The organism is Alteromonas sp. G5_S2_22_S1, from assembly GCF_054968525.1.
Genome location: NZ_JBQKUJ010000006.1, coordinates 65,361 through 87,140, shown reverse-complemented (window position 1 = coordinate 87,140; position 21,780 = coordinate 65,361). Strand labels below are relative to the sequence as shown.

The window sequence follows — 21,780 nt, the reverse complement described above, 5'->3', positions numbered from 1 at the left end:
CTCCGTTTTATTAAGGCTAAAGCGTATGCAGTTTAATTTTTCATTGAGCACAACCGCGTCGCCTTTTAATAGAAGCTTAGTTGACAGGCTTTATAACGGCAAAATAGCGAAGGGCTTTTCGTTCATCTCTTTAGTCTAAGGTGTTGCTGTTTCGCTACATTGTGTGAATAACGCTATTTGGAATGTGTTAATTGTCACAGCGCGAGTTCTAAAAAATTTGATTAATAAAAAAGCCCACTCCTATTTAAATAGCGAGTGAGCTTGATTTGTGTGGTATCAGGAATTTAAGTTTAAAAGGCTAAGCCTAATTACCTGCCAGCTTCGCCTTCATCTCGCGGCGACGGGCGTGCAATAAAGGTTCGGTGTAACCGCTAGGTTGTTCTTTACCTTTGAAGATGAGGTCGCTTGCAGCTAAGAAGCCGATTGAGCTATCTAAATCAGGCGTCATAGGAATATATTCAGGGTCACCTGCGTTTTGCTCATCTACCAGTACTGCCATGCGTGCTAAAGATTCTTTTACCTGATCTACACTTACAATGCCGTGCTCTAACCAGTTTGCGATATGCTGCGATGAAATACGTAAGGTCGCGCGATCTTCCATAAGGCCAACATTGTTGATGTCTGGAACTTTAGAGCAGCCTACACCTTGGTGAACCCAGCGTACAACGTAGCCTAAAATGCCCTGAACGTTATTGTCGATTTCACGCTTTATACTTTCACGTGTAAGCGTTGAGGCATCTTCTAACAAAGGAATAGTGAGTATATCGCTTAACCCATCAAAGTTCTCATCTAGCGACTTCTGGACGTCAAACACATTCACGTCGTGATAATGAATCGCGTGCAGTGTCGCTGCAGTAGGAGAGGGCACCCATGCAGTATTTGCTCCAGCCTTAGGGTGACCAGTTTTAGCATCCATCATATTTTGCATTTCATCAGGTATCGGCCACATACCTTTACCAATTTGCGCTTTACCAGAAAGGCCACAGCGAAGACCTACGGCAACGTTTGCGGTTTCGTAAGCTTTAATCCATGGCATAGCTTTAAGGGCGGCTTTTTCTGCAAACGGCGCGGCAAGCATTGAAGTGTGTATCTCATCACCCGTTCTGTCCAAAAAGCCTGTATTGATGAACACAACCCGCGAGGTTGCTTCAGCGATACACGCTTGTAGATTAACACTCGTACGACGCTCTTCATCCATAATACCCATTTTAAGGGTGTTGGTGGGAACGTCGATGATAGGCTCGATAGCACCAAATAGCGCATTAGAGAACGCCACTTCTTCAGGCCCATGCATTTTAGGTTTAACAATATAAATACTGCCTTCGCGGCTGTTTTTAAATTTACTATTACCTAAAAGGTCATGCTTTGCGATAAGGGAAGTGATTAAACCATCCATGATCCCTTCTGGTACTTCTTCACCGTCAAAAAGCATGGCGTCGTTAGTCATAAGGTGACCGACGTTTCGAACGAACATTAGGCTTCGGCCAGAAAGAACAAGCTCTCCGTCTTTTAACTGATTCTTTGCAGCGTGTTTAGAGGGCTGATACCTTCTATCGTCATGCATGGCGCGAACAAGTTGCTTACCGCCTTTTGTCATTTCAATGCTGAGCGTGCCTTTCATCAAACCTAACCAGTTGCTGTACACCAAGGTTTTGTCTTCAGCATCAACAGCGGCAACGGAATCTTCGCAGTCCATAATGGTAGTCAGAGCGGCTTCAACCAACACGTCTTTTACGTTCGCTGGATCACTCTCGCCAATCGGGTGAGTAGGGTCAATTTGAATTTCAAAGTGCAGGCCATTGTGCGCAAAAAGCAGGCTTGATGGGGCACTGATATCGCCTTGGTATCCTTGCCATTGTTCAGTATTCGCTAGGGTGGTTTCATCGCCATCGGTAAGCGTGATAGCCAGTTTACCCGTATCAATTTTATACTGTGTAACGTCTGCGTGGCTGCCTTTCGCTAGCGGTATCATGTTATCTAGGTAGGTTTTCGCTTTCGCTACTACTTTAGCGCCACGAACAGGGTTATAACTTTTCCCCGCTTCTGCGCCGCCTTCATCGCTTATAACGTCAGTGCCGTACAATGCATCATACAGGCTTCCCCAGCGAGCATTTACCGCGTTAAGTGCATAGCGAGCATTGTTAATAGGTACTACAAGCTGTGGCCCTGCCATAGTAGCAATTTCTGCATCTACGTTTTGTGTGTCGGCGGTAACGTTCGCAGGCTGCTCAACGAGATACCCAATGTTTTTAAGGAAGTCCGTGTATTCGCTACCACCTACCGGGTTCCCAGCTTTGTGGTAGTCATCAATAGCGCGCTGAAGTTGCTCTCGCTTTTCTAGTAGCGCGCGATTTTGAGGTATGAATTTTTCGAAGAGAGCTTCAGCGCCTTGCCAAAAAGCCTCTTGGTCGACGCCAGTGCCAGGAAGTGCCTGTTCGTTGATAAAGTTATCGAGTTGTTCGGCAACCTGTAGTCGGCCCTTTGTAATATATCCTTGCATAACTACCTCTATACATTTGTCTGTTAACCCAGTGTAGTGTGTATAGAGATAGTTTTTTAATTTATGGTTTGTATTTTTGCCATATATTTAGTGAATGTTCAGCCCGCGTTCATTTCGCTGGCCACATCGCTTATCAATCGGCGTAACCAAATGTGGCCTGCGTCGTGGTGAAGTAGAGCACTCCACGCCATTTTTAGGGCTATAGGCGGTATATCAAAAGGTGGCTCTTTAATTACCACATCAGGGTCGTGTTTAAATAAACGGGCAGCTTTACTTGGCAAGGTTGCAATAAGTTTTTGCTTTTTCGCAATTTGAAGGGCTGCGTGATAGTGGCGTGTAAACACACGAATAGCCCGTTGCTTTCCAATTTTAGTTAACTCGGCATCAACCCACCCCAGTTTTTGTACTTCATTGGGGTCAATACCCACGCCCACACCAAACCCTGTTTTACTTACCCAAATGTGTTGAGCGCTTAAGTAGCCTTCAAGGTTACATTTTTCAACAAGTGGGTGGTCGGCACTCATTACACAACTGAATGTGTCGTACCAAATCACTTTTTGGTGAAATGACAAGGGAAGTTCCTCGAAGCGGTTAATCGCCATATCCACTTTCCCTTGTTCTACATCGTGGAACGTTACGTCGCTGGGAGTAATAAGATCTAGCGTGATGTTTGGGGCCAAGTCAGCAAGTCTTCCCACTAACTCAAGCAGCAGCGTACTTTCTGCATAATCACTGGTCATAATGCGGAAGGTTCTGTCGCTGGTCAGCGGGTCGAAGTCAGTTTCCGGCTGAATAGAGCTTTCTAGCCGGCTAAGCACGTCGCGAATAATTGGCTGCAGTTCGAGGGCGCGCTTAGTGGGCGTCATCCCGTCGCTAGTGCGAACGAGTAAAGGGTCTTTGAAGAGGTCGCGAAGGCGTTTTAGACCGTTGCTCATTGCAGGCTGTGTAATACTTAGCTGATTTGCCGCTTTTGTCACACTGCCTTCGCGCAACAGCACATCTAAGTACACTAATAAATTCAGGTCGACCTTCGCTATATTCATTATTCTAATGCTCTTTTGAAACCTAATTAAACAGGTCTATTATAAAGGGTTTCTATTTGAATGTCAGATAAGCGTTTAGTCTTAATATAGGTTTTTATATAGCTATAAGCTATTGAATTTTGGCTGTTATGTCAGCCGTTTATGCGTTTCTTAAAAAGATGCATTTGTTTACCTTTTCAAGTTGATATAAATAGGCTGAATAAAAGGCGTAAAAAAGGGCACCCGAAGGTGCCCTGTAGGAAAGGTTGGGATGCTTTCCGTTTAACTCATTGCTGGTTCGCGTTATGCGTCAAACTGATTCATGGTGTTATCTTCACCAGACGCTTTAAGTGCACCTTCACCAGAGAAGTACTCTTTGTGCGTATCACCTAGGTCAGAACCTGCCATCGCTTGGTGTTTAACACACGCAAGGCCTTGGCGAATTTCTTGACGCTGAACACCGCGTACATAAGCAAGCATACCTTCTTCACCGAAGTAGCCTTTCGCAAGGTTGTCAGTAGACAGTGCTGCAGTGTGGTAAGTAGGTAGCGTGATAAGGTGGTGGAAGATACCGGCTTCACGTGCCGCGTCAGCTTGGAAGCTCTTAATCTTCTCATCAGCTTCTGCTGCAAGTTCGCTATCATCGTAATCTGCTGACATAAGCTTCGCACGGTCGTAACCCGACACATCTTTACCTTCTTCTGTCCAAGCATCAAATACTTGCTGACGGAAGTTAAGTGTCCAGTTAAACGATGGAGAGTTGTTGTATACCAGCTTAGCGTTTGGTACTTGCTCGCGAATAGCGTTAACCATTTCAGCAATTTGACCAACGTGAGGCTTTTCAGTCTCAATCCAAAGTAGGTCAGCACCGTGCTTAAGCGAAGTAACACAGTCAAGTACTACGCGGTCAAAACCTGTGTTGTCTTTAAAGCGGAACAAACCGTTTGGCAAACGCTCTGGCTTAACTAGCTTGCCACCTTGTTTAAGAACTAGGTCACCTTCAGTTAGGTCGTCTGCGCCAGCAACCTCTGTGGTTTTAAGGAATGCGTTGTATTGTGCAGCCAGGTCGCCTTCAGAGGTGGACACTGGGATCTTCTGGGTAAGACCAGCACCTAGTGAGTCAGTACGTGCAACAATAACGCCGTCGTCAACACCGAGTTCAAGGAATGCATAGCGTACAGCGTTGATTTTTGCTAGGAAGTCTTCGTGTGGCACGGTTACTTTACCGTCTTGGTGACCACATTGCTTCGCATCTGACACTTGGTTTTCGATTTGGATACAGCATGCACCTGCTTCAATCATTTGTTTTGCAAGTAGATAAGTTGCTTCTTCGTTACCAAAACCTGCGTCGATATCCGCAATAATTGGTACTACGTGAGTTTCGTAGTTGTCGATTTCAGCTTGGATAGCCGCTACATCGCCGCCGTTTTTCTTCGCGTCGTCTAGTTTGTGGAAAAGGTCGCCTAATTCACGGGCATCTGCCTGGCGAAGGAAGGTGTAAAGCTCTTCGATAAGGGCAGAAACTGACGTTTTTTCGTGCATTGATTGGTCAGGTAGCGGACCAAACTCAGAGCGAAGCGCCGCTACCATCCAACCAGATAGGTAAAGGTAGCTTTTGCTGGTTGTACCTTGGTGCTTTTTAACTGAAAGCATTTTTTGCTGGCCTACAAAGCCATGCCAGCAGCCTAGTGACTGTGTGTACTGAGACGAATCTGCGTCGTATTCAGCCATGTCTTTACGCATGATGCCTGCAGTATAACGGGCAATGTCTAAGCCAGTTTTGAAACGATTTTGAACTTTCATGCGAGCAGCGAACTCTGGGTTTATACCTTCCCACGTTCCTTTCTGTGCTGCCTTTAAGGTGGCGAAGTTATCAATGTCTTGTTGATATTGCGACATGAGCGTCTCTCCCGACTATAATTAAAATACTTAACGTTGTTTGTGTTTACGCTGTAGGGCGTTCCCGTTGATTCCATTTCATCCTAGTGCGTGGTTTGGAATAATAGAAATATATATTTTGCATTGCGGTCATTTATTTCGTGAATGCTTGGTGGTGTGAGTGGGAAGTAGTGCAAGTCAGTTGTAAGTGCGAGCGTGCCACACATCGTTGCTTATTTAGTCTGTCTATTAGCTAAAAGAGTAATAGCTTTGCCAAATTGGGCGAGGTAGGGTTAAGCGCAAAAAATCTTGCTGGGTAGCTGAAGGCCTATGTGTATCTAGCTTTTTGATTATAAAGTGAAAAGTGAATTTTATGAGTAGCAGTGTATTGTCGTCGGTTGACCAAAGAACCAAGCTTGTTGGAGAAAACCGGCTTGAACTTTTGATGTTTCAACTTGGAACGCGGCACATATTTGCAATGAACGTCTTTAAAATTAAAGAGGTTATCAATGTGCCTAAGCTCAATATCATGCCTGGATCTCACCAGAACCTTAAAGGCGTGATGAACTATCGCGGCAGCTCAATACCCATTATTGATTTACGTCAGGCTATAAAAATTCGAGGGGGAGCCACCGAAGACACCGCTAAGAATGTGATTACTACTGAATATAATAGAAGCGTTCAGGGGTTTATAATTGGCAACGTCAAAAACATTGTGAACACGTCCTGGGGAACAATTCAGCCTCCTCCCTCCGGCATAGGTAAAACAAACTATTTAACCGCCATAACTCAGGTGAATGTTGAGGGTAAACAAGAGCTGGTGGAGATCATCGATGTAGAGAAAGTGCTCGCTGAAATCATAGATTACGACACTTCTATCTCTGAAGAAGTCCTTGATAAGGACATCGTCAATCACTTTTTAGGGAAAAAGGTACTTATTGTCGACGACTCAAGTACGGCGAGAAAACAAATTAGAGACACATTAGAACAGCTTGGCGTCACCATCATTGAACGCAAAAATGGTGCAGAAGCTCTATCACTGTTGAAAAAGTGGGCTGATGAAGGGATAAACCCAACAGACGAAATACTTTTAATGTTCACTGACGCCGAGATGCCTGAAATGGACGGGTATCGATTGACCTCTGAAGTGCGTAACGACCCAAGAATGGCCGATTTGTTTATAACCCTAAATACCTCCCTAAGCGGAAGCTTCAACGATGCAATGGTTGAAAAAGTCGGTTGTAATAGATTTATCTCGAAATTTCAGCCAGATATGCTTGTTGACGTGGCTCAGCAACGCATGCGCGAGTACCTATCTTCATCTACGAAATAAATATTATAACGTCCACGTCATAGTACACGTTACCAAGGGGGCCGGCTGGTCGCCCTGTCCCGTGTTTATTTTACCCAAAAGCTTTGAGCATAGCGCTTGCCTGATTTACACTAATACGCCTTATCGCTAAACAAACATCACAAAATTATTCGCGATAGTGTCGTTTTTTGCATCTAGACTTCATCAACACATCTAGATGCCTTTACTTACTCAGGGAAGTTTAAATGATTAAACAATTTGTTCGCACATCCATTCTAAGCTGTGCGTCTATCGCCGTTCTAGCGGGTTGTGGTATCACTGAATCCGCACACCAGCCAGCCAATCACAATCGCGCCCAGCTACAGGGCGTGCCAAAGAATATCATTATGGTTGTGGCAGATGGTATGGGCCCGGCCTACACAACGGCATATCGAAACTATGTTGACGACCCAACTACACCAAACATAGAGCCCGTAGTGTTTGATGACATTTTAGTCGGAAATGCATCCACGTATCCGGCTCAAGTGTCTGGTTATGTTACCGATTCGGCTGCAGCAGCAACAGCACTGGCTTCGGGTGTGAAATCATATAATGGCGCTATAGGCGTAGATGTAAACAAACAACCTGTTAATTCGGTTATGTACTATGCGAAAAGCAAGAGCATGCGAACGGGTCTTGCAGTAACGTCTCAAATTGTTCATGCCACGCCGGCTTCGTATATTGCTCATAATGAAAGCCGCAAAAACTATAATGAGATTGCTGACGACTTTTTTGATGTGCGCGTAAACGGTGAGTTTGTCGCAGATGTAATGTTAGGTGGTGGTACGTCTTATTTTGAGAGAGAAGATCGCGATATTTTGGCTCAGTTTATCGACGCAGGCTATGAATATGCTGATTCATATAATCGCCTAGCTTCTGTGCCTGCCGGTAGTAATGTTTTGGGCTTATTTGCCCCAGTGGCGTTGCCCGCTGTTCTCGACGATAAGCGTAAGAACCGTCTTAAGTATCTAACAAAAAATGCCATTAAACATTTAGAAAATGATAACGGCTTCTTCCTATTAGTTGAAGCAAGCCAAGTAGACTGGGCAGGACACGCTAACGATATTGCTTCTGCTATGGCTGAAATGCATGATCTTGCTATTACCATGGAGTATTTGCGTGACTATGTAGAAGCGAACCCAGACACCTTGGTGGTATTGACGGCAGATCATAGTACCGGCGGTTTGACCATTGGCGCGAATGGCGACTATCGCTGGAGCCCGGAGCACCTTAAATCGCTTTCTGCATCGGTGATGACGATTGCACTTGAAATGGCAAACGAAGAAAACCCTGGCGAATTCGTCGCCGCTAAATTAGGCCTGTCACTAAACGAACAAGAGTTAGCTACGTTAAATAGCATATCGAACCAGGACGACAAAACGCGCTTTAGTGCGGTTAAAACGTTTCTCGACACCAAGACAAACACAGGCTGGACCACAGGCGGTCACACAGGCGTAGATGTTGAAGTGTTTGCCTTTGGCGCGGGTTATCAGTCGTTTATGGGGCAAATTGACAACACAGATATTGCGAAGAAAATTTTTAGCTTTATTGATAAAAAACAACCCGCAAAAATCGCTTTTCCGTCAAAGAAAGTATCAACTAACATTGAGCTTACTTCAGATGAAGATGACGACGAGCTTTGTGACTTTAAAGAAGACTGGCGCTGTAATTAACGGTCAGTTTAGCGTTTTGCTGAAGTGCTAATAGGGCATCGCGCTTAAAACAAAGTGCACTAAGCTGTAATCGATCGAATAAAGCGCCAATGTTTTTAAAAGCTGGCGCTTTATTTTTATCTGTTGGGAAATAAGGTAAAAGGAAAACATGAAAAGCGAAATGCTGTCGTTACTTCAAGATATATACGATGAAGTTGAACCTATGTTGGGTATGGGCAAGGTTGCAGATTACATACCCGCCCTGGCTACGGTAAACCCGAGGCAGTTTGGCATTTCAATTTGTGATACCCAAGGTCATATAACCTCTATTGGCGATGCCAGCGTGCCTTTCTCAATTCAGAGTATTTCAAAGGTGTTTAATTTGGTGTTATCCATTAACCACTATGGGGAAACTATGTGGGATAGGGTAGGGTGCGAGCCATCCGGTTTACCTTTTAACTCATTAGTGCAGTTAGAGTACGAACATGGTCTTCCTCGTAACCCCTTTATCAACGCCGGCGCGTTGGTAGTAAGTGATATGGTACAGTCTCGTTTTGCCTCGCCGCATATTGCCATGAGAGACTTCGTTAGGCGCTTAAGCTGTAACGGCGAAATTGTGGTGAACAAAGAAGTAGCAGAATCGGAATTTGAGCACCGTTCTCGTAACGCAGCCATGGCGTATTTGATGAAAGCTTACGGTAACTTTGAGAACGAGGTTGAAGACGTACTTCGTAACTATTTCCATAATTGTGCGTTAGAAATGAGCTGTGAAGATTTAGCCCGCTCCACTAGTTTCCTAGCCAACGGCGGCTTCTCAACCTGTGCTAATGAGCAGGTATTAACGCCTTACCAAACGAAACAAGTTAACGCGCTTTTAGCAACCAGCGGCATGTACGACGAAGCAGGTAGCTTCGCCTTTAAGGTAGGCCTGCCGGGTAAAAGTGGTGTGGGCGGCGGTATTGTTGCCGTTGTGCCGGGCCGTTTTTCAATTTGCGTTTTCTCACCGGCACTTAATAGTGTGGGCAATTCACAACTTGGTGTAGCGGCATTAACCTCGCTCAGTGAGCGAATAAACTGGTCTATTTATTAGTGGGGGCGAAACGGAGCGGGGCGTTAAATGGTGGAGTAACGTGCAGTATTAGTAGCCCGTTAGCTCCATAAAGCCGCTGCCTAAGTGTGAACCACTTATTTTAACGCGCCCTTCATAGTAGGGGAAAAGGCTGTCATTCCACTGGTTTTTCTTAAATGCGGCAACAGTTGCGTTGATGTTCTTTTTGGGTATGCGTATTTGCCAAGCGGTTGGGACTGTTCGGTTAGTTTCACCAGATTTAATCGTTTCGTATTTCACCGGTGTTATAGATATGCTCGCTTGGTCGATGGTTTCTTTTATACCCTCTGTAGTAATATAGCTGGCGGTCGTGTAAACCTCGTTTTTTTCGTTTTTGCTGCGCCCAGTGCTTGCATGCATGCGAAAAGCCATGAGTTTACTGCCATCGTCTAGGTGCAGTGAAAACCAATCCCACCCCATTGCTTGGCTATTGGCTAAATGGCTCGTCCACTCGTGATCAAACCAGCCTTTACCGCTTACCTTTAGCGTTTTACCTTCGATATTAACGGTGCCATTCGCCTGCATAAAAGGCTGGCTGTAATAATACGAGCGCAAGCGCCCGTCTTCTGTTTTCTTGCTATAGCCGTTATCGCCATGTTTTATAAACGGGCCTGTAGCACTTAAGTTTAGTGACACGCTAACCGCGTTATTATCTATGGTGTATTGGGATGAAGGTGATGTTGCCGTTGGTAGCGCTGTATTCATTGCCACTACTTTGCTCTTTGCGTTTTTCTTTTTATTGCCAAACGTAAATAATAACGAAGAGGGGAACATTCCATTACTTTCACTCGCGGCTTCTTTACTGTTATTAATCGCAGTGCTTTTCCATTGCCAATCGTCAATGACAGCTGTAAAGGGCTGTCTTTTTACGTAAGCATTACCCACGTTGCCGGCAGCAAAACGCTCTTCGAAATAATGTCTGTTTTTTGTATGCAGCGATGCATGTCCCATCCACTGTTGGGTATTCGCCCAATGGCTTTTGGCGTGTTGCTGGTCGCCCCTACTATCGGTATTAAAGCGGAAAAGCGTATATTGAAGGCCTAACTCTTCACCTGTATCGCTTGTTAGCACAAAGGTTAGGTACCACCATTCTAACTGAAAATCGGGATGGCTTTCGTGATCAAAAGGTAAGGATAGATAATTATCGCGTTCAACGGTAGCGAATACCTCGCTTGACTTTATATCGCCAAAAAAACGGTTTGGCGCGCTGCTTTCTTCACCTCTGATGTCTCTCAATGCCGCATTGCCTTCAACAGGTGCGCTATCGCAGGCGTTAAGCAAACAGCACGCGGCAAATAACACTAACAGCGAGAATGAAAAGCGTGTAAGCGGTTTTAAACAAAGCGCGCTAAGCATTTTATTAGCAGGTCCACCTTGTGTCATAGCTGCGCCTCCTGTCTAAGATCAATTTTGGGCCTTAGTTTTCCTAAGGGAAGCAAAAGCACGAGCGATACAATAAGTAGTGATACTCCTACGCTTGCGAACAGTACCTGAGTGTTTATAGCAAGCGGGTACACCCAATTAAATGCATACCTATTTACCAAGTTAATAAACACATACGCCAGATAAATACCGAAAGGAATGGCGAGTAGTGCCGAAAGCAAACACAGCAACATGTATTGCATAAAAAGCGCTAACTTTACTTTGAACTGGCTTACGCCAAGCGCCCTTAATACAGATAGCTCGGCAGCACTTCCTAAGGTAAGTACGGTAAGGGAAACAGCAAACGCAATGCCAGCAACGAGTAAAGTAGTAATATTAAGGCCATCAGTTAATACAAAGGTACGGTCGAAAGTTTGCATGGAAATATCCAGCAGCTCTTGCTTTGTATAAAGTGTGTATTCCCCTTCCTTTGCCGTCAGCGCGCTTAACGCATCGTCAATTTTTGTGTTAGGTGTAGTATTTTGCTTGGCCATGCCATTAAATAAAGCGCTATTACCGGTGTCTTGGTTGGCGGGGTACAGGGCCATTACTCCAGAAAATAGCGCGTTTTTGATAGGGTTGTTGTCTTGGGAAAAGTAGGGGAGGGGTACTAATATTTGGCCGTTGAAATTGCCGTAATCAGGATAGATACCCAAGACCTTCCACGTTGGTGTAGTAGAAAAAATGTCCGAAACCTCCTCCAAAGCGCCCGGTTTGGAGGAGGTTTGCGCAAAGCTCGCAGAGGAAGGAGAATTGCGCAGCCTAATGTTTTCAATACGTAGCGTATTGCCTAATTCAATACCGTGGGAAAAAGCCAGTTGCTGGTTGATAAATACCCCTTTCCCTGTCACAAATTTACTCCACGCAGCATTTAGGCTCGGCTCGGCGAGTGCATCAAGTACTAGGGCGTTTTTACCCGTTTGATGCACCGGGTAACTGCTTATTGATACCGCCGAAGGAGGCGTATTGGCAGCTATTGTTTTCGAGCTATTAGGGTAAACGCCTAACACTTCACCTTGCGCTTTAAGTAGCGGTGTTGAAGAAAGGGATGGCGGGAGTGTGACCTTCGACAGCGGTAAATCGGTGTACAGGTAGTAAGGAGAATAAAGTCTTTGGGTTAACCACTGCTCAGTTGCGTTTCTGAAACTGTCGGTCATGGTGTTCATGCCAATGTTGGCCGTTAACGCAATGAAAAAAGCACACACGGCTAACCGGGTTTTGCCTGAAAGCAAGTGCATGTTTGCAATAACATAATAAAATACCGGCCACTTTTTGGGAGCCATGCTCGCCAAGCCTTTAGATAGTATTGGCAGCCAAAGTAATACCAGTGCGCAGCTGAATAACAGCAGTAACGCAACGAACAGCAGCGCTGTTGCGGTCGAAGCAATAAGCTTTTCAATAAGGATTAGAAACACGACAGCCGTTACAGACGCCACAAGTACTACAACCAAAGGTAGGCTTTTCCCTTCTTTTGCCCGTTTTAAGGTTAATGCATTAGAAAGTGTTTTAATGGGAACTAACGCAAACAGGACTAACGATGAAAAGGTTACGGTAAGGGCGAGGGTAAACAAAGCAAGTAAGTTTACATCTGGGTTCACGAACACCGCACTGAACAGCGACGCAAAGGTGCCACTTATAACGGGCGACAAGAAAGAGGCGGCTTGAAAGCCGACGAAAATGCCTAACGGGGTGCTCACTATGCAATATAAAAACAGTTCTACATATAGGGCGCTGATCAGTGTCGCGGTAGAGACGCCAAGCTGACGCAGCCGAATGATATTGGGCAGGCGAGTGCGGTACATTAAATTGAGCGCATTAAGTACAATAAACAGGGCTACCACGCCCATAAGTGCGCTCATTGCCCACAGGTTTAGCCTAAAGCTCTCTGGCAGCCAGCCCGTTTCGTTGATTGCATCGCCGCCGGCCACAGACACTCTTGTGCCAAGGAGCGCTTCTAAATGACGGATATCTTCTTCGGTAAGGGAAACGAACGAGATGAACCCCGCAAGCGGCACCTGCATTGACGTTGGTTCCTCACGAGAAGCGTGATTCGCTGCATCGTTGGCTATGCGTACTTCCCCTTTGTAAAAATCAGCAATAGCAATTAAAAGGGTATTGTGGGGCACAGTGCTTGTCGTTACCGCGGTAACCGATGCAGGCCATAGCGGGGGCTTATCCACTTCGCTTAACACCTTGTGACAAGAAAGCTTCGCGCTGGTCGCAGGGTGAATAAGCCCATTGACGGGAAACGAAGGTGAGCGTGCTGGTCTAAATACTCGGGTGTTACTGTTTACCTGGGGTGACGTTGAAGCCGCTTGTGAAGCCATACTTTGAAGGCGATTTACTTCACGTTGGGGTAAACCTTTAAAAGTGCTGCCTAAGAAGGGCTGCGTGTCTACGCCGATGAGTTTGAGCATTACCGGGCTTTTTTCATTGTCTTTGCAGGTTAAAACGACGTTTCTTTCGGCAAATGCAATAAGTTGAGTAAAGCCACTTTGTCGAATTAGCGCGTATTGTTCTTTGCTGAAGTGGGTAGCCTTATCAGCAGGTACAATGATGTTGTTAGAAAGTAGCCCTTGCTCGCGCTGTAACAGTTCTCCCTGGGTAGCGCCTTCGTTTATAAGTAATACGGTGATAAGCCCAGCGTTTGCTAACAGTATTGCAAACATAATAAGCAGTGGCTCCCAAGGCCGCTTTCTCGCCATGGCAAACAGGGCCGATGTGGTTAGAAGCAACGTACGCAACATTTTCTCCTTTGGCGTCTTACTATCTCGGTAAGCTTACGTGTAGCAAGAGTAGACACTAACGAGCTGTGGTTAGTGTGGCATTGTCAATGTTAGCGCGTTCAAGCACGCCTTGATGTAACTGCAGTGCACGATCGGCTTTTACCGCTACTTCATTACTGTGTGTAACCACTACAAGCGTGGTGTTAGTGTGTCTACAGGTTTCAAAGAGCAAGTCAGATACTGTATCGCTGGTGGCTTCATCAAGATTACCGGTGGGCTCGTCGGCAAGGACAAGGGCTGGGCGGTGAACCAGCGCTCGTGCAATAGCGCACCGTTGCTGTTCGCCCCCAGATAAGTTACTTATGGGGTGTTGAGCAAGAGATAAAATACCGAGCTGCTTCATAAGCGCAAGCTGGTAGTCTTTATCAACGTTTCCTTTAAGCCTTGAGGTAAAGGCAATGTTGTCCCACGCGTTGAAACAATCGAACAGGTTAAAGCTCTGAAAGACAATACCAAGGTTTTCTTTGCGAAAATTATCAATTTTTTTGGGGTTGCTGCCGTTATTCACAATCGACAAGTTATTAACCAAAATGTCGCCGCTATCTGGCTTCTCGAAACCTGCTATTAATGAAAGCAATGTGGATTTTCCGCAGCCTGATGCCCCCTGAATGCTAATCGACTCGCCCTTTCGTGTGTTAAGAGAAAGGTTATTAAGCAATGGTGTTCCGGCGTCTGAAAATGATTTTTTGAGCTCTTTTATAATTAGCATACGTAGGCTTTGTCGTTGTAGTTTTGGGTCGTAGTCGTGTCGTAGTCTTTATTTAGCGCGTTTAGTATTTTAAGTATCAGTATACGTAGGGTAAAAGTATTTCGGTTAAAACGGCGAGGTGGTTTTTTTATTGGCAATAAAAAAGGGGCTTACCGCCCCTTATCATTATTTGAATTTACTGGTTTATGAAGTTATCGAGTTCTTCGCCCGTAATTTTTTTGATTTGGGCAAATAAATACCAAAGCGCTGCAATAAGCAAAATCATGCTGGGAATAACAATGACGGGGTAGCTTAACGCGGTCATGCGTCCAAGTTCTTCGGTGTAGGCCGTGGTACCCGGCTCACTGACCAGGATCATTTTTGCCAAAATATAGTTAAGTGCTGATGAAAGGAAAAATGAGCTCGCTACGATATACGAGCTTACTGCAATTTTCTTTTTGAATTCGGGTTGTTTCCCTTTAGCGTCAAGTACCTGATTCAAGTGCGGCCAGTTTATTATCTGGTCGTTCAAGATAAGCATTTTCACTAACGGCTTATTAGAGTACTGCGTAGCGAGGACGGCAATACCGATAAGGCCCGGAATAGCGGCCTCTTTGATGGCGATATATTCAGCCGGAAGCTTGAGTAAACTAAACCCGCCGGTTAGTAGTACGCTGATAATACCCAAAACGGAAAAGCCGTTAACTTTGCCGGACTCTTTTAAATCCCACAAACCATAGCCTATTGGGAAGCTAAGGGCTGCGACTATACTCCAGGCTGGGCCTAAGTAATCTTCTGAACTTGCATAGCTCATTAGCACGACAGGAATAACAATGTTAAACGCTAAGTTGCCGAAAAAGCCTTGGTTCTTCTGTGTAGGTTGTTGTACTGCTGACATAACTTTTTTTAACGTCTTATCTTAAGGCCAATTATACGTAAACTAATTAGCGTGCCCAGTGCCATGCGGCAAATAAGCCGCCTAGAAAGCCAAACAGATGATATTCAAAGGAAATAAATTTTGAAGTTGGCAGCACACCCACCAGCATCCCACCATAAAGCGCGGCCACCACTAAGGAGATAAGCAAATAGCGTATTTTATTGCTGCGAAATCCGGCTAAAACCAGAAAGCCAAAGTAGCCGTAAACCATGCCGCTAGCGCCTATATGCGTAGCGCTTCGTCCGAAAAGCCACACGCCTACGCCACCTACAAGCAACGCGCTTAACGTGGCAATTAAAAACGTGCGTCGCCCCCATTGCATAGTAAGCCACATAAACAACAGCAACGGGACTAAGTTAGCCATTAAATGCGTTGGCGTACCGTGTAAAAAAGGCGCCGTAAAGATATAGGGCAGGTGGGATAGCGTGCGAGGTACAACACCGAATTGGTTGAGGCTATTACCGGTAAGCAGGTTGGCCACTTCAATCACAATAAGCAGTGCGCCTAAGGTCAGTAAAACTCGAATTTGAAATGAAAGCGACTTCATTTAATAACCCTTCACGTCAATTAAAGAATGATATGGGGAAGGTAGCGGGATAAATCTTGTGTGATGGCAGACGCGTCTTCTCTTACAGAGATGCCTGCTGGCATATCGTCCACTAACCAACTACCAATAAGTGTATGGTTACCCTCGAAAACCGGCAAAGGTTCAAATGATTGGACAATAAACCCTTCCTCACCGTAAGGGCCGTCACTAAGTAGGTTTTCGACACCATCTTCAATAATAGACACGTTTGCTCCTTCCCTGGAAAACAGCGGTTTTTTAATCCACTTCCCCGACAAGCCATTATTGCTTACTTCATCTGAAAAAAAGGCCGGCAGAAGGTTAGGGTGTCCTTCAAATTTTTTCCAAAGCAGGGGCAGCAATGCTTTGTTTGAAATTATCGACTTCCACGGTGGCTCAATCCAATTGACTTGTGCGCCTTCCAATACGTCACCAAACTCTTCCCGCAGCATAAATTCCCATGGGTAAAGCTTAAAACAGTCCGTTATTGGGGCGTCTTTTAGGTCGGTGAACACGCCCGTATCGGCAAGCCCGATGTCTTCAATAAACACAAAGTCTGCCTGAAGCCCCGCTTCTTTCGCGCAATCTTGAAGGTATTGCACCGTGCCTCGGTCTTCCACTGTGTCCTCACAGCACGCCATGTGCATCTGGTTAATGCCATAGTGAAGCGCAATTTCACGAAAGCGATGAACCAACTTTTCTTGCAAACTATTGAATTGGTCGGCGTGCAAAGGGAGCTTACCGGCATCTACATTTTGCGAAAGCCATAGCCACTGCCAGAACCCCGATTCATACAAGCTGGTGGGCGTATCTGCATTATTTTCCAGTAGTTTGGCTGGGCCCTTTCCGTTATAAACGAGATCTAAGCGTGAATACAGACTTGTGTCGCGGTCAAGCCAGCTATGTCTAACCAAATCCCAATGCTTCTCGGGAATGCGAAATCGACGAAGTAATGCTTCACTGTTAACCACATCTTCGGTTACTGCCAAGCACATCTGGTGTAACTCGGCGGTGGGGTCTTCAATGTCGTTTTCAATTTGTGCTAGCGTGAATTGATAATAAGCCGTTTCATCCCAGTAGGGCTCGCCATACATGGTGTGAAAGTGAAAACCGAATTCATTGGCCAGCTGCTGCCAGCCTTTGCGTGGCTGACAAGGCATTCTAAACATATTTAGCCGCCCCAGCCGCCTTTACGGCTGCTGCTTCCCCATGAAGATTTTGCTCGTACGCTGCTGCCAAAGCCGCCTCGTTTCATCGTTCTATTAACCGTGGGTTTAGGCTTGTAAACATCTTTGTTTACACGGTAGTTGCGCTTGCGAATGTCACCGTCAAATACATACCCATCGGCCGTTATCCAACGTGAACGAAACGGTGAATTGTACGAATAAGAGGTATACAAAGGCTGTGAGTAGTAGCGATTTGGCGAAAGCAATGAGCTCACCATATATCCTGCCATAAACGGCATGAAGAAGCTGCCACTGTTATTGTTCACTTGTTGGCACTGGTTGGGACCAAATTCGTGCTCACAGTCGTATTCGGAGTTAAAGCGAGGACTTGTGCGCATCGCCTCATCCACGGCAGTTTGATACGCGGCTTCACAGCGCTCAACAGCATCGGGATAATCTTGTTTACAGTCTTCTAGCGACGTGTAAATGGTGGCGTCTTCTTTTTCAGCGCCACAGCCACTTAATATCACGCTGGCTACACCTAAGGCCAATGGTTTTACGCTAAACCCTTTGCGCATGGTATTAAGGTTGATGTGTTTGGTGCGCTTCATCGTTGGCTTCGCCGCGCGCTCGCGGTCGGTTACCTGAATTTCAATTTTGCTTTTATCGGTCATCGCTGCCCCCTTAGTAGGTCATGCAAGCGGCATTTAATAAGCCTACGGCAATCGACATACTGGCAAGCATTACGCCAGCAGAAACTTCATTATTGTTAATGCGTTCGGCGATTTTTGGCATAAAGCTAAAACGCAACAGCGCAAACGCTAACGACTGGGCAATAACAGCAACCAGGGCCCAAATGGCAAAATCAATAATGGCAACAGAGTTTGACGCTGCACTGCCTAGCGCAATAGCAAAGCCAATAATCGCGCCGCCGAAACCGATAGCCGCCGCAACGTTTTTCTCTTCTTTCACCAGCTTCCACTCATCATGAGGGGTAACAAGTGCGTACACCAACTTAAAAATGAAAAGAAAGACAATCGATAAGCCAAAATAAAGTGCAAAGTTATCTAGGCCAGCCAAAGATTGCATGATGGTATCCATAGTTATTCCTTTTTAATTAACCGTTTATCGTGATATCTGCAGGTTCAACATCAAACCCTGTAGAAATCACTAAGCATCTGTCTAAATTATTGCCCACTTGCTTTTCTTCACCAACAACGAGCAGAGTCTCAACCCTATTGTTTCCTATAGGACGTTCGTACAACATCATAAACTGGTCTGTTTTACTTACATCACCATCTTCTTCATAGGTAGTTTCGGTTACCGCAACTGGCGGAGATTCGTCACCTACTGAATCCCACACCCGGGTAAACACCTTACCGTCAAGCTCGTAGGTAGGCTGACTAATCACGTTTTTTAAACACGCATTCCATTGTGCGGTATTGCCAATGGTTTGGGTCTCGTAAAAATGCCACAGCTTCACATCAGTAATGTGGTTTTCTGACAGGCCGCCGTCAGTCACTACTTGTAAAAAGCCATCATCGTCGGTGTAAAAGCGCAACAGGGTGCCGCCCGTATCTAAAGGTGCTTCACCAACCGCCTGAATAAGCTGAGAACGGGCTGCTCCTTCAATGGTAAGTTCTGGTTCTAATAACGAGAGCTTTAAATGGTCCAATTCAAATGACCCCCCTAAATAGAGGCCCATAATTTCTGGCGTTTTAGGTTTCTTGGGTTCTGACTTTTTAAATAGCTTACTAAACATTGTTTGTGCCTTTTAGTCCGCGTCTAAAGACGACCAGTTAATGGCATTTATACGCCGCTCTGCAATATAGAAAAGGGTATCGCCTGGGTTTAACGTAGCATCTAGCGACGGATTAACTACCATCTCTTTTACCATGCCGTTAGGGGCGTAACCAATAAATATGGCGTCATGTTTGCGTTTCAAGTTAACAAATAGCTTGGCGACGGAAATTGTTGGGCTAGTCTGTGGAATCTTTACAGAAAATTGTGCTTGCCCCTCATCAATGCTCAATAAATCGTGATGAAGCATGCTTGAGCCTGGGTCAAATGCGGCCTTAACCAGCATCTCTATGGCAACGCTTGGCGTGCATTCGACTTTTGGACAATGATCCTGAAGTAGGCTAACTAAGCTGTCGTCATCAAAATAAGCCACTTGGTGCGCGTCTGGATTACGCTTCGTGCAGTACAGCGCTGTAGTCATGGTGACGTCGTCTTGGGGGTTATCAATAAGAATGGTTCTCGCTGTTGCTACACAAGCGCGATCCATGTCTTCGTCTTTGTTAAACGAGTCGACTTTTACAAACTCTATTACACCGGGTAGTGGGTTGGTGATATCCGCTTTTACGCACAGTACAATATCGGGGCGTTCAGGCATGGCGTCACGCTCTTGCAGAATTAAATCAAGCAGCAGCATGGTGCGCTGCTCGTTCCATCCTATTACTAAGATGTGACCGTCAAGCATTAAGCTATTCATACCCATAAACCCTTTTTTCCATTGAAGTGAAACCCAAGCTGCAATTCGACCAATCACCATGGCGAAAATACTTAACCCTAGCGGAATAACGTAAAGCGCTACGACAAGCTTTCCGGCAGGGGTAACGGGCGATAGATCGCCATAACCCACTGTTGAAGCAGTAACGGCAAGCCAGTAAACAAAGTCAGTATGTGCAATGAGGTCGTGTTCATTGGCAGCGTAAAGCAGCCAATAGCTTGTTACTGCGTAAAAAGCGGTGGCACCGACAATGGTATACCAGCGTGACTCTGCAAAATATTGCAGCATGATTTTTCGCAGTTTTATCCATGGAGACATAAAAGAAACAGCCCTTGTTATGCGTGCCCTTACTCTGCCTTGAAGTGCTTGATTTGTCTAGGTAAGCTTGCTGCTATACCGCTATATTTGAAGATAATTTTGTAACAAGCATTAAAAATGGGAGCACTGGGCTCCCATGTGTTTTACTTACTTGCCAAGAATTCGCGCTAGTTCGTCGTCGGCAGAGGTTTTACCCCCTTTGATCCCCGCTTCTGCTAGGCGCTTTTCAAGGTCGCTACTCGATTCTTCGCTAGCAAGCTCTTCTGCCGCCTGTAGCTCTGCGTTGCGCATCTTTTGCTTATCTTGAATACGAGACAGCGACTCTGTTGCTGTTTTCATCTTACTATTTGCGCCCATGTGGCGTGAAGATACGGCAACTTGTGCTTTTTGCACGCTTTCGGTTGCTTTAACCATATCAACCTGCTGTTCAAGGCGACGCAAGTTTGCTTTAGCCTGTTGGATATTGCTGGCAAGCTGCTTTTCTGATTGCTTGAACTGGTCAAGATAGGTTTGCTCTTGTTCACGTTCTTCTTTTAGCTCAGAAACTTTTTGCGCACAATCTAGGGCCAGCTGTCGATCGTTATCAATCGCTTTACGGGCGTGTTCTTCGTACTCAGCAATCGACGAATCAAAGCTGTCTACTTTCTGTTGAGAAAGTTTACATTTCGCCAAAATTTGTGTGCGTGCATGATCTGATTTGCGCAATTCTTCTTTGGCTTCTCTGATTTCTTGTTCCAGAATTCGAATAGCCTGACTGTCTGCAACAGACTGCGCAGCTTCGGTAGCACCACCTTTTACTGCAGTAATTAATTTTTTCCACACTGACATTCGCTTCTCCTTAGAAGTAAATTTTAAATTAGGTGTGTTTCGTAGGCATCTAGGAATGATGCTACATTCTGAAACAGAGTTTCCACTTCAATAACAATACTTTCGGCTTTCGATTGGGCGCTTAATGCACCAAAAGCCGTGTAATACTCTTCGCCACTAATCGTCGAGATGCCTACTGTGGTAAGAGGGAAGACCATATGAGTTGAGAGTATTTCATGGTCTAACGCCGGCTTATCTTTTACTTCAGACGCTGAAAATAAAAGACTTTCAACTAAAATCTGTTCTCCGCTTATGGCAAGCCACGCATCGATACCGTCTTGATTGGCAATCTGCAAGCAGCCCTCCTCACGTGTTACCACAAAGTCATCGTGCTCTTTAAACAGGGCTTCGATGCTTTCTAGTTCCCAGCTCATACCTATCTCCTTTAATTATTGAAGCGATAATTTCGAAAGTGAATGTCGTGTCAGTCGTGTTTACCTTTATGCGCCTCTCAACAATGAGACAAGGCGCTGTAAGGTGAATAACACTGGCTGTACTGTAACGACTATTTTCACTTTCGCCAATATCTTGACTTGCAGTGTAGACCTAGTATGCCATAATCGTCAATATCAAATGCGTTCTTTAAGTGTAAAAAAATGTGTTTTTGTAAAATATATATCACATTTGTATGGTTTTGGGGGGGTTGTGTGAACACTAAAAATGGGTGGCGACAAACGGTTGCACGGGTGGTCAAATCAGAAATGTCTGTGCGCGGTGTGAAATATCAAGCCTTAAGCCAAAGGTTGCAAGAAATTGGTGTAGAGCAGAGCGCTGACAACCTGCGCAATAAGGTGAACAAAGGTATTATGGGAGCGGATTTATTGCTTCAAATACTGTACGTATTAAAAGCACGCCCAATAGATGCCGCGCTTTTAGAAGAAATCTTAACTGATCTTGAGCGCCAAAACGCGTAAAATACCGTTTCTTTGAAATTTGGCTGTGGTTAAAAAGTACGAAAGGGAAACCGTACTATAAAAATAGCGCGCAGCAAGGTTTAAAACGTGCAGA

The 21,780-nt window shown here is 45.3% G+C and carries 19 protein-coding genes; 4 read left to right on the top strand and 15 right to left on the bottom strand.

The window, feature by feature from the left end; translation table 11 throughout:
• Positions 1-304 precede the first annotated feature (304 nt).
• The 3 genes from ACTRWF_RS08645 to ACTRWF_RS08635 form a co-directional block, all read right to left on the bottom strand.
• Entirely contained in the window at positions 305-2,500 is a 2,196-nt protein-coding gene (locus ACTRWF_RS08645) for a malate synthase G (RefSeq protein ID WP_462835389.1), read from the bottom strand.
• Positions 2,501-2,598: 98 nt separating this feature from the next.
• The gene (locus tag ACTRWF_RS08640; RefSeq protein ID WP_012519038.1) at positions 2,599-3,543 is read right to left on the bottom strand and encodes a LysR family transcriptional regulator; all 945 of its coding nucleotides are present in this window, start codon (positions 3,541-3,543) and stop codon (positions 2,599-2,601) included.
• 282 nt (positions 3,544-3,825) lie between these two features.
• Positions 3,826-5,421 (bottom strand): isocitrate lyase, encoded by a 1,596-nt coding sequence (locus ACTRWF_RS08635; RefSeq protein ID WP_462835388.1) that lies wholly within the window; start codon positions 5,419-5,421, stop codon positions 3,826-3,828.
• 352 nt (positions 5,422-5,773) lie between these two features.
• Here ACTRWF_RS08635 and ACTRWF_RS08630 point away from each other — a divergent pair, with 352 nt between their 5' ends.
• From ACTRWF_RS08630 to glsB, 3 genes are all read left to right on the top strand, one after another.
• Positions 5,774-6,733, top strand: a complete 960-nt coding sequence (locus ACTRWF_RS08630; protein WP_462835387.1) for a chemotaxis protein CheW — start codon at positions 5,774-5,776, stop codon at positions 6,731-6,733.
• A 224-nt stretch (positions 6,734-6,957) separates the two neighbouring features.
• Positions 6,958-8,424: an alkaline phosphatase gene (locus ACTRWF_RS08625; RefSeq protein ID WP_462835386.1), complete on the top strand. Its 1,467-nt coding sequence runs from the start codon at positions 6,958-6,960 to the stop codon at positions 8,422-8,424.
• A 160-nt stretch (positions 8,425-8,584) separates the two neighbouring features.
• Complete coding sequence (gene glsB / locus ACTRWF_RS08620; RefSeq protein WP_015067632.1) at positions 8,585-9,493, top strand: glutaminase B; 909 nt, start codon at positions 8,585-8,587, stop codon at positions 9,491-9,493.
• A gap of 48 nt (positions 9,494-9,541) precedes the next feature.
• Here glsB and ACTRWF_RS08615 read toward each other — a convergent pair whose 3' ends face one another.
• From ACTRWF_RS08615 to ACTRWF_RS08560, 12 genes are all read right to left on the bottom strand, one after another.
• The gene (locus ACTRWF_RS08615; protein ID WP_462835385.1) at positions 9,542-10,894 is read right to left on the bottom strand and encodes a lipocalin-like domain-containing protein; all 1,353 of its coding nucleotides are present in this window, start codon (positions 10,892-10,894) and stop codon (positions 9,542-9,544) included.
• The gene (locus ACTRWF_RS08610; RefSeq protein WP_462835384.1) at positions 10,891-13,680 is read right to left on the bottom strand and encodes an FtsX-like permease family protein; all 2,790 of its coding nucleotides are present in this window, start codon (positions 13,678-13,680) and stop codon (positions 10,891-10,893) included. Before ACTRWF_RS08610 ends, ACTRWF_RS08615 begins: the two co-directional genes overlap by 4 nt.
• Positions 13,681-13,735: 55 nt before the next feature.
• Complete coding sequence (locus ACTRWF_RS08605; protein ID WP_043960661.1) at positions 13,736-14,428, bottom strand: ABC transporter ATP-binding protein; 693 nt, start codon at positions 14,426-14,428, stop codon at positions 13,736-13,738.
• A 175-nt stretch (positions 14,429-14,603) separates the two neighbouring features.
• Positions 14,604-15,305, bottom strand: coding sequence for a VC0807 family protein (locus ACTRWF_RS08600; protein ID WP_024016632.1), 702 nt, complete (start codon positions 15,303-15,305; stop codon positions 14,604-14,606).
• Between the two features lie 46 nt (positions 15,306-15,351).
• The gene (locus ACTRWF_RS08595) at positions 15,352-15,891 is read right to left on the bottom strand and encodes a rhomboid family intramembrane serine protease (RefSeq protein WP_012519029.1); all 540 of its coding nucleotides are present in this window, start codon (positions 15,889-15,891) and stop codon (positions 15,352-15,354) included.
• Between the two features lie 20 nt (positions 15,892-15,911).
• Positions 15,912-17,078, bottom strand: a complete 1,167-nt coding sequence (locus tag ACTRWF_RS08590; RefSeq protein WP_462835383.1) for a glutathionylspermidine synthase family protein — start codon at positions 17,076-17,078, stop codon at positions 15,912-15,914.
• Between the two features lie 2 nt (positions 17,079-17,080).
• Positions 17,081-17,749 (bottom strand): DUF1190 family protein, encoded by a 669-nt coding sequence (locus tag ACTRWF_RS08585; protein ID WP_012519027.1) that lies wholly within the window; start codon positions 17,747-17,749, stop codon positions 17,081-17,083.
• A 10-nt stretch (positions 17,750-17,759) separates the two neighbouring features.
• Positions 17,760-18,176: a DUF350 domain-containing protein gene (locus tag ACTRWF_RS08580; protein WP_012519026.1), complete on the bottom strand. Its 417-nt coding sequence runs from the start codon at positions 18,174-18,176 to the stop codon at positions 17,760-17,762.
• 16 nt (positions 18,177-18,192) lie between these two features.
• A complete protein-coding gene (locus ACTRWF_RS08575; RefSeq protein WP_012519025.1) occupies positions 18,193-18,837 on the bottom strand; it encodes a YjfK family protein in 645 nt (214 codons plus the stop codon).
• 12 nt (positions 18,838-18,849) lie between these two features.
• Positions 18,850-19,905 (bottom strand): potassium channel family protein, encoded by a 1,056-nt coding sequence (locus ACTRWF_RS08570; protein ID WP_012519024.1) that lies wholly within the window; start codon positions 19,903-19,905, stop codon positions 18,850-18,852.
• A 147-nt stretch (positions 19,906-20,052) separates the two neighbouring features.
• On the bottom strand, positions 20,053-20,733 hold the full coding sequence (locus ACTRWF_RS08565) for a PspA/IM30 family protein (protein ID WP_278383973.1): 681 nt from the start codon (positions 20,731-20,733) through the stop codon (positions 20,053-20,055).
• 23 nt (positions 20,734-20,756) lie between these two features.
• Complete coding sequence (locus ACTRWF_RS08560) at positions 20,757-21,146, bottom strand: DUF2170 family protein (RefSeq protein ID WP_012519022.1); 390 nt, start codon at positions 21,144-21,146, stop codon at positions 20,757-20,759.
• Between the two features lie 327 nt (positions 21,147-21,473).
• On the opposite strand from ACTRWF_RS08560, the gene ACTRWF_RS08555 reads away from it, so the two are divergent.
• Positions 21,474-21,686: a DUF6471 domain-containing protein gene (locus tag ACTRWF_RS08555; protein ID WP_231125189.1), complete on the top strand. Its 213-nt coding sequence runs from the start codon at positions 21,474-21,476 to the stop codon at positions 21,684-21,686.
• Positions 21,687-21,780: the final 94 nt, after the last annotated feature.

Excerpts from the sequence above, each read along its gene's own strand:
- ACTRWF_RS08645 (WP_462835389.1), bottom strand. The coding sequence starts at position 2,500 with ATGCAAGGATATATTACAAAGGGCCGACTACAGGTTGCCGAACAACTC.
- ACTRWF_RS08640 (WP_012519038.1), bottom strand. The coding sequence starts at position 3,543 with ATGAATATAGCGAAGGTCGACCTGAATTTATTAGTGTACTTAGATGTG.
- ACTRWF_RS08635 (WP_462835388.1), bottom strand. The coding sequence starts at position 5,421 with ATGTCGCAATATCAACAAGACATTGATAACTTCGCCACCTTAAAGGCA.
- ACTRWF_RS08630 (WP_462835387.1), top strand. The coding sequence starts at position 5,774 with ATGAGTAGCAGTGTATTGTCGTCGGTTGACCAAAGAACCAAGCTTGTT.
- ACTRWF_RS08625 (WP_462835386.1), top strand. The coding sequence starts at position 6,958 with ATGATTAAACAATTTGTTCGCACATCCATTCTAAGCTGTGCGTCTATC.
- glsB (WP_015067632.1), top strand. The coding sequence starts at position 8,585 with ATGCTGTCGTTACTTCAAGATATATACGATGAAGTTGAACCTATGTTG.
- ACTRWF_RS08615 (WP_462835385.1), bottom strand. The coding sequence starts at position 10,894 with ATGACACAAGGTGGACCTGCTAATAAAATGCTTAGCGCGCTTTGTTTA.
- ACTRWF_RS08610 (WP_462835384.1), bottom strand. The coding sequence starts at position 13,680 with ATGTTGCGTACGTTGCTTCTAACCACATCGGCCCTGTTTGCCATGGCG.
- ACTRWF_RS08605 (WP_043960661.1), bottom strand. The coding sequence starts at position 14,428 with ATGCTAATTATAAAAGAGCTCAAAAAATCATTTTCAGACGCCGGAACA.
- ACTRWF_RS08600 (WP_024016632.1), bottom strand. The coding sequence starts at position 15,305 with ATGTCAGCAGTACAACAACCTACACAGAAGAACCAAGGCTTTTTCGGC.
- ACTRWF_RS08595 (WP_012519029.1), bottom strand. The coding sequence starts at position 15,891 with ATGAAGTCGCTTTCATTTCAAATTCGAGTTTTACTGACCTTAGGCGCA.
- ACTRWF_RS08590 (WP_462835383.1), bottom strand. The coding sequence starts at position 17,078 with ATGTTTAGAATGCCTTGTCAGCCACGCAAAGGCTGGCAGCAGCTGGCC.
- ACTRWF_RS08585 (WP_012519027.1), bottom strand. The coding sequence starts at position 17,749 with ATGACCGATAAAAGCAAAATTGAAATTCAGGTAACCGACCGCGAGCGC.
- ACTRWF_RS08580 (WP_012519026.1), bottom strand. The coding sequence starts at position 18,176 with ATGGATACCATCATGCAATCTTTGGCTGGCCTAGATAACTTTGCACTT.
- ACTRWF_RS08575 (WP_012519025.1), bottom strand. The coding sequence starts at position 18,837 with ATGTTTAGTAAGCTATTTAAAAAGTCAGAACCCAAGAAACCTAAAACG.
- ACTRWF_RS08570 (WP_012519024.1), bottom strand. The coding sequence starts at position 19,905 with ATGTCTCCATGGATAAAACTGCGAAAAATCATGCTGCAATATTTTGCA.
- ACTRWF_RS08565 (WP_278383973.1), bottom strand. The coding sequence starts at position 20,733 with ATGTCAGTGTGGAAAAAATTAATTACTGCAGTAAAAGGTGGTGCTACC.
- ACTRWF_RS08560 (WP_012519022.1), bottom strand. The coding sequence starts at position 21,146 with ATGAGCTGGGAACTAGAAAGCATCGAAGCCCTGTTTAAAGAGCACGAT.
- ACTRWF_RS08555 (WP_231125189.1), top strand. The coding sequence starts at position 21,474 with ATGTCTGTGCGCGGTGTGAAATATCAAGCCTTAAGCCAAAGGTTGCAA.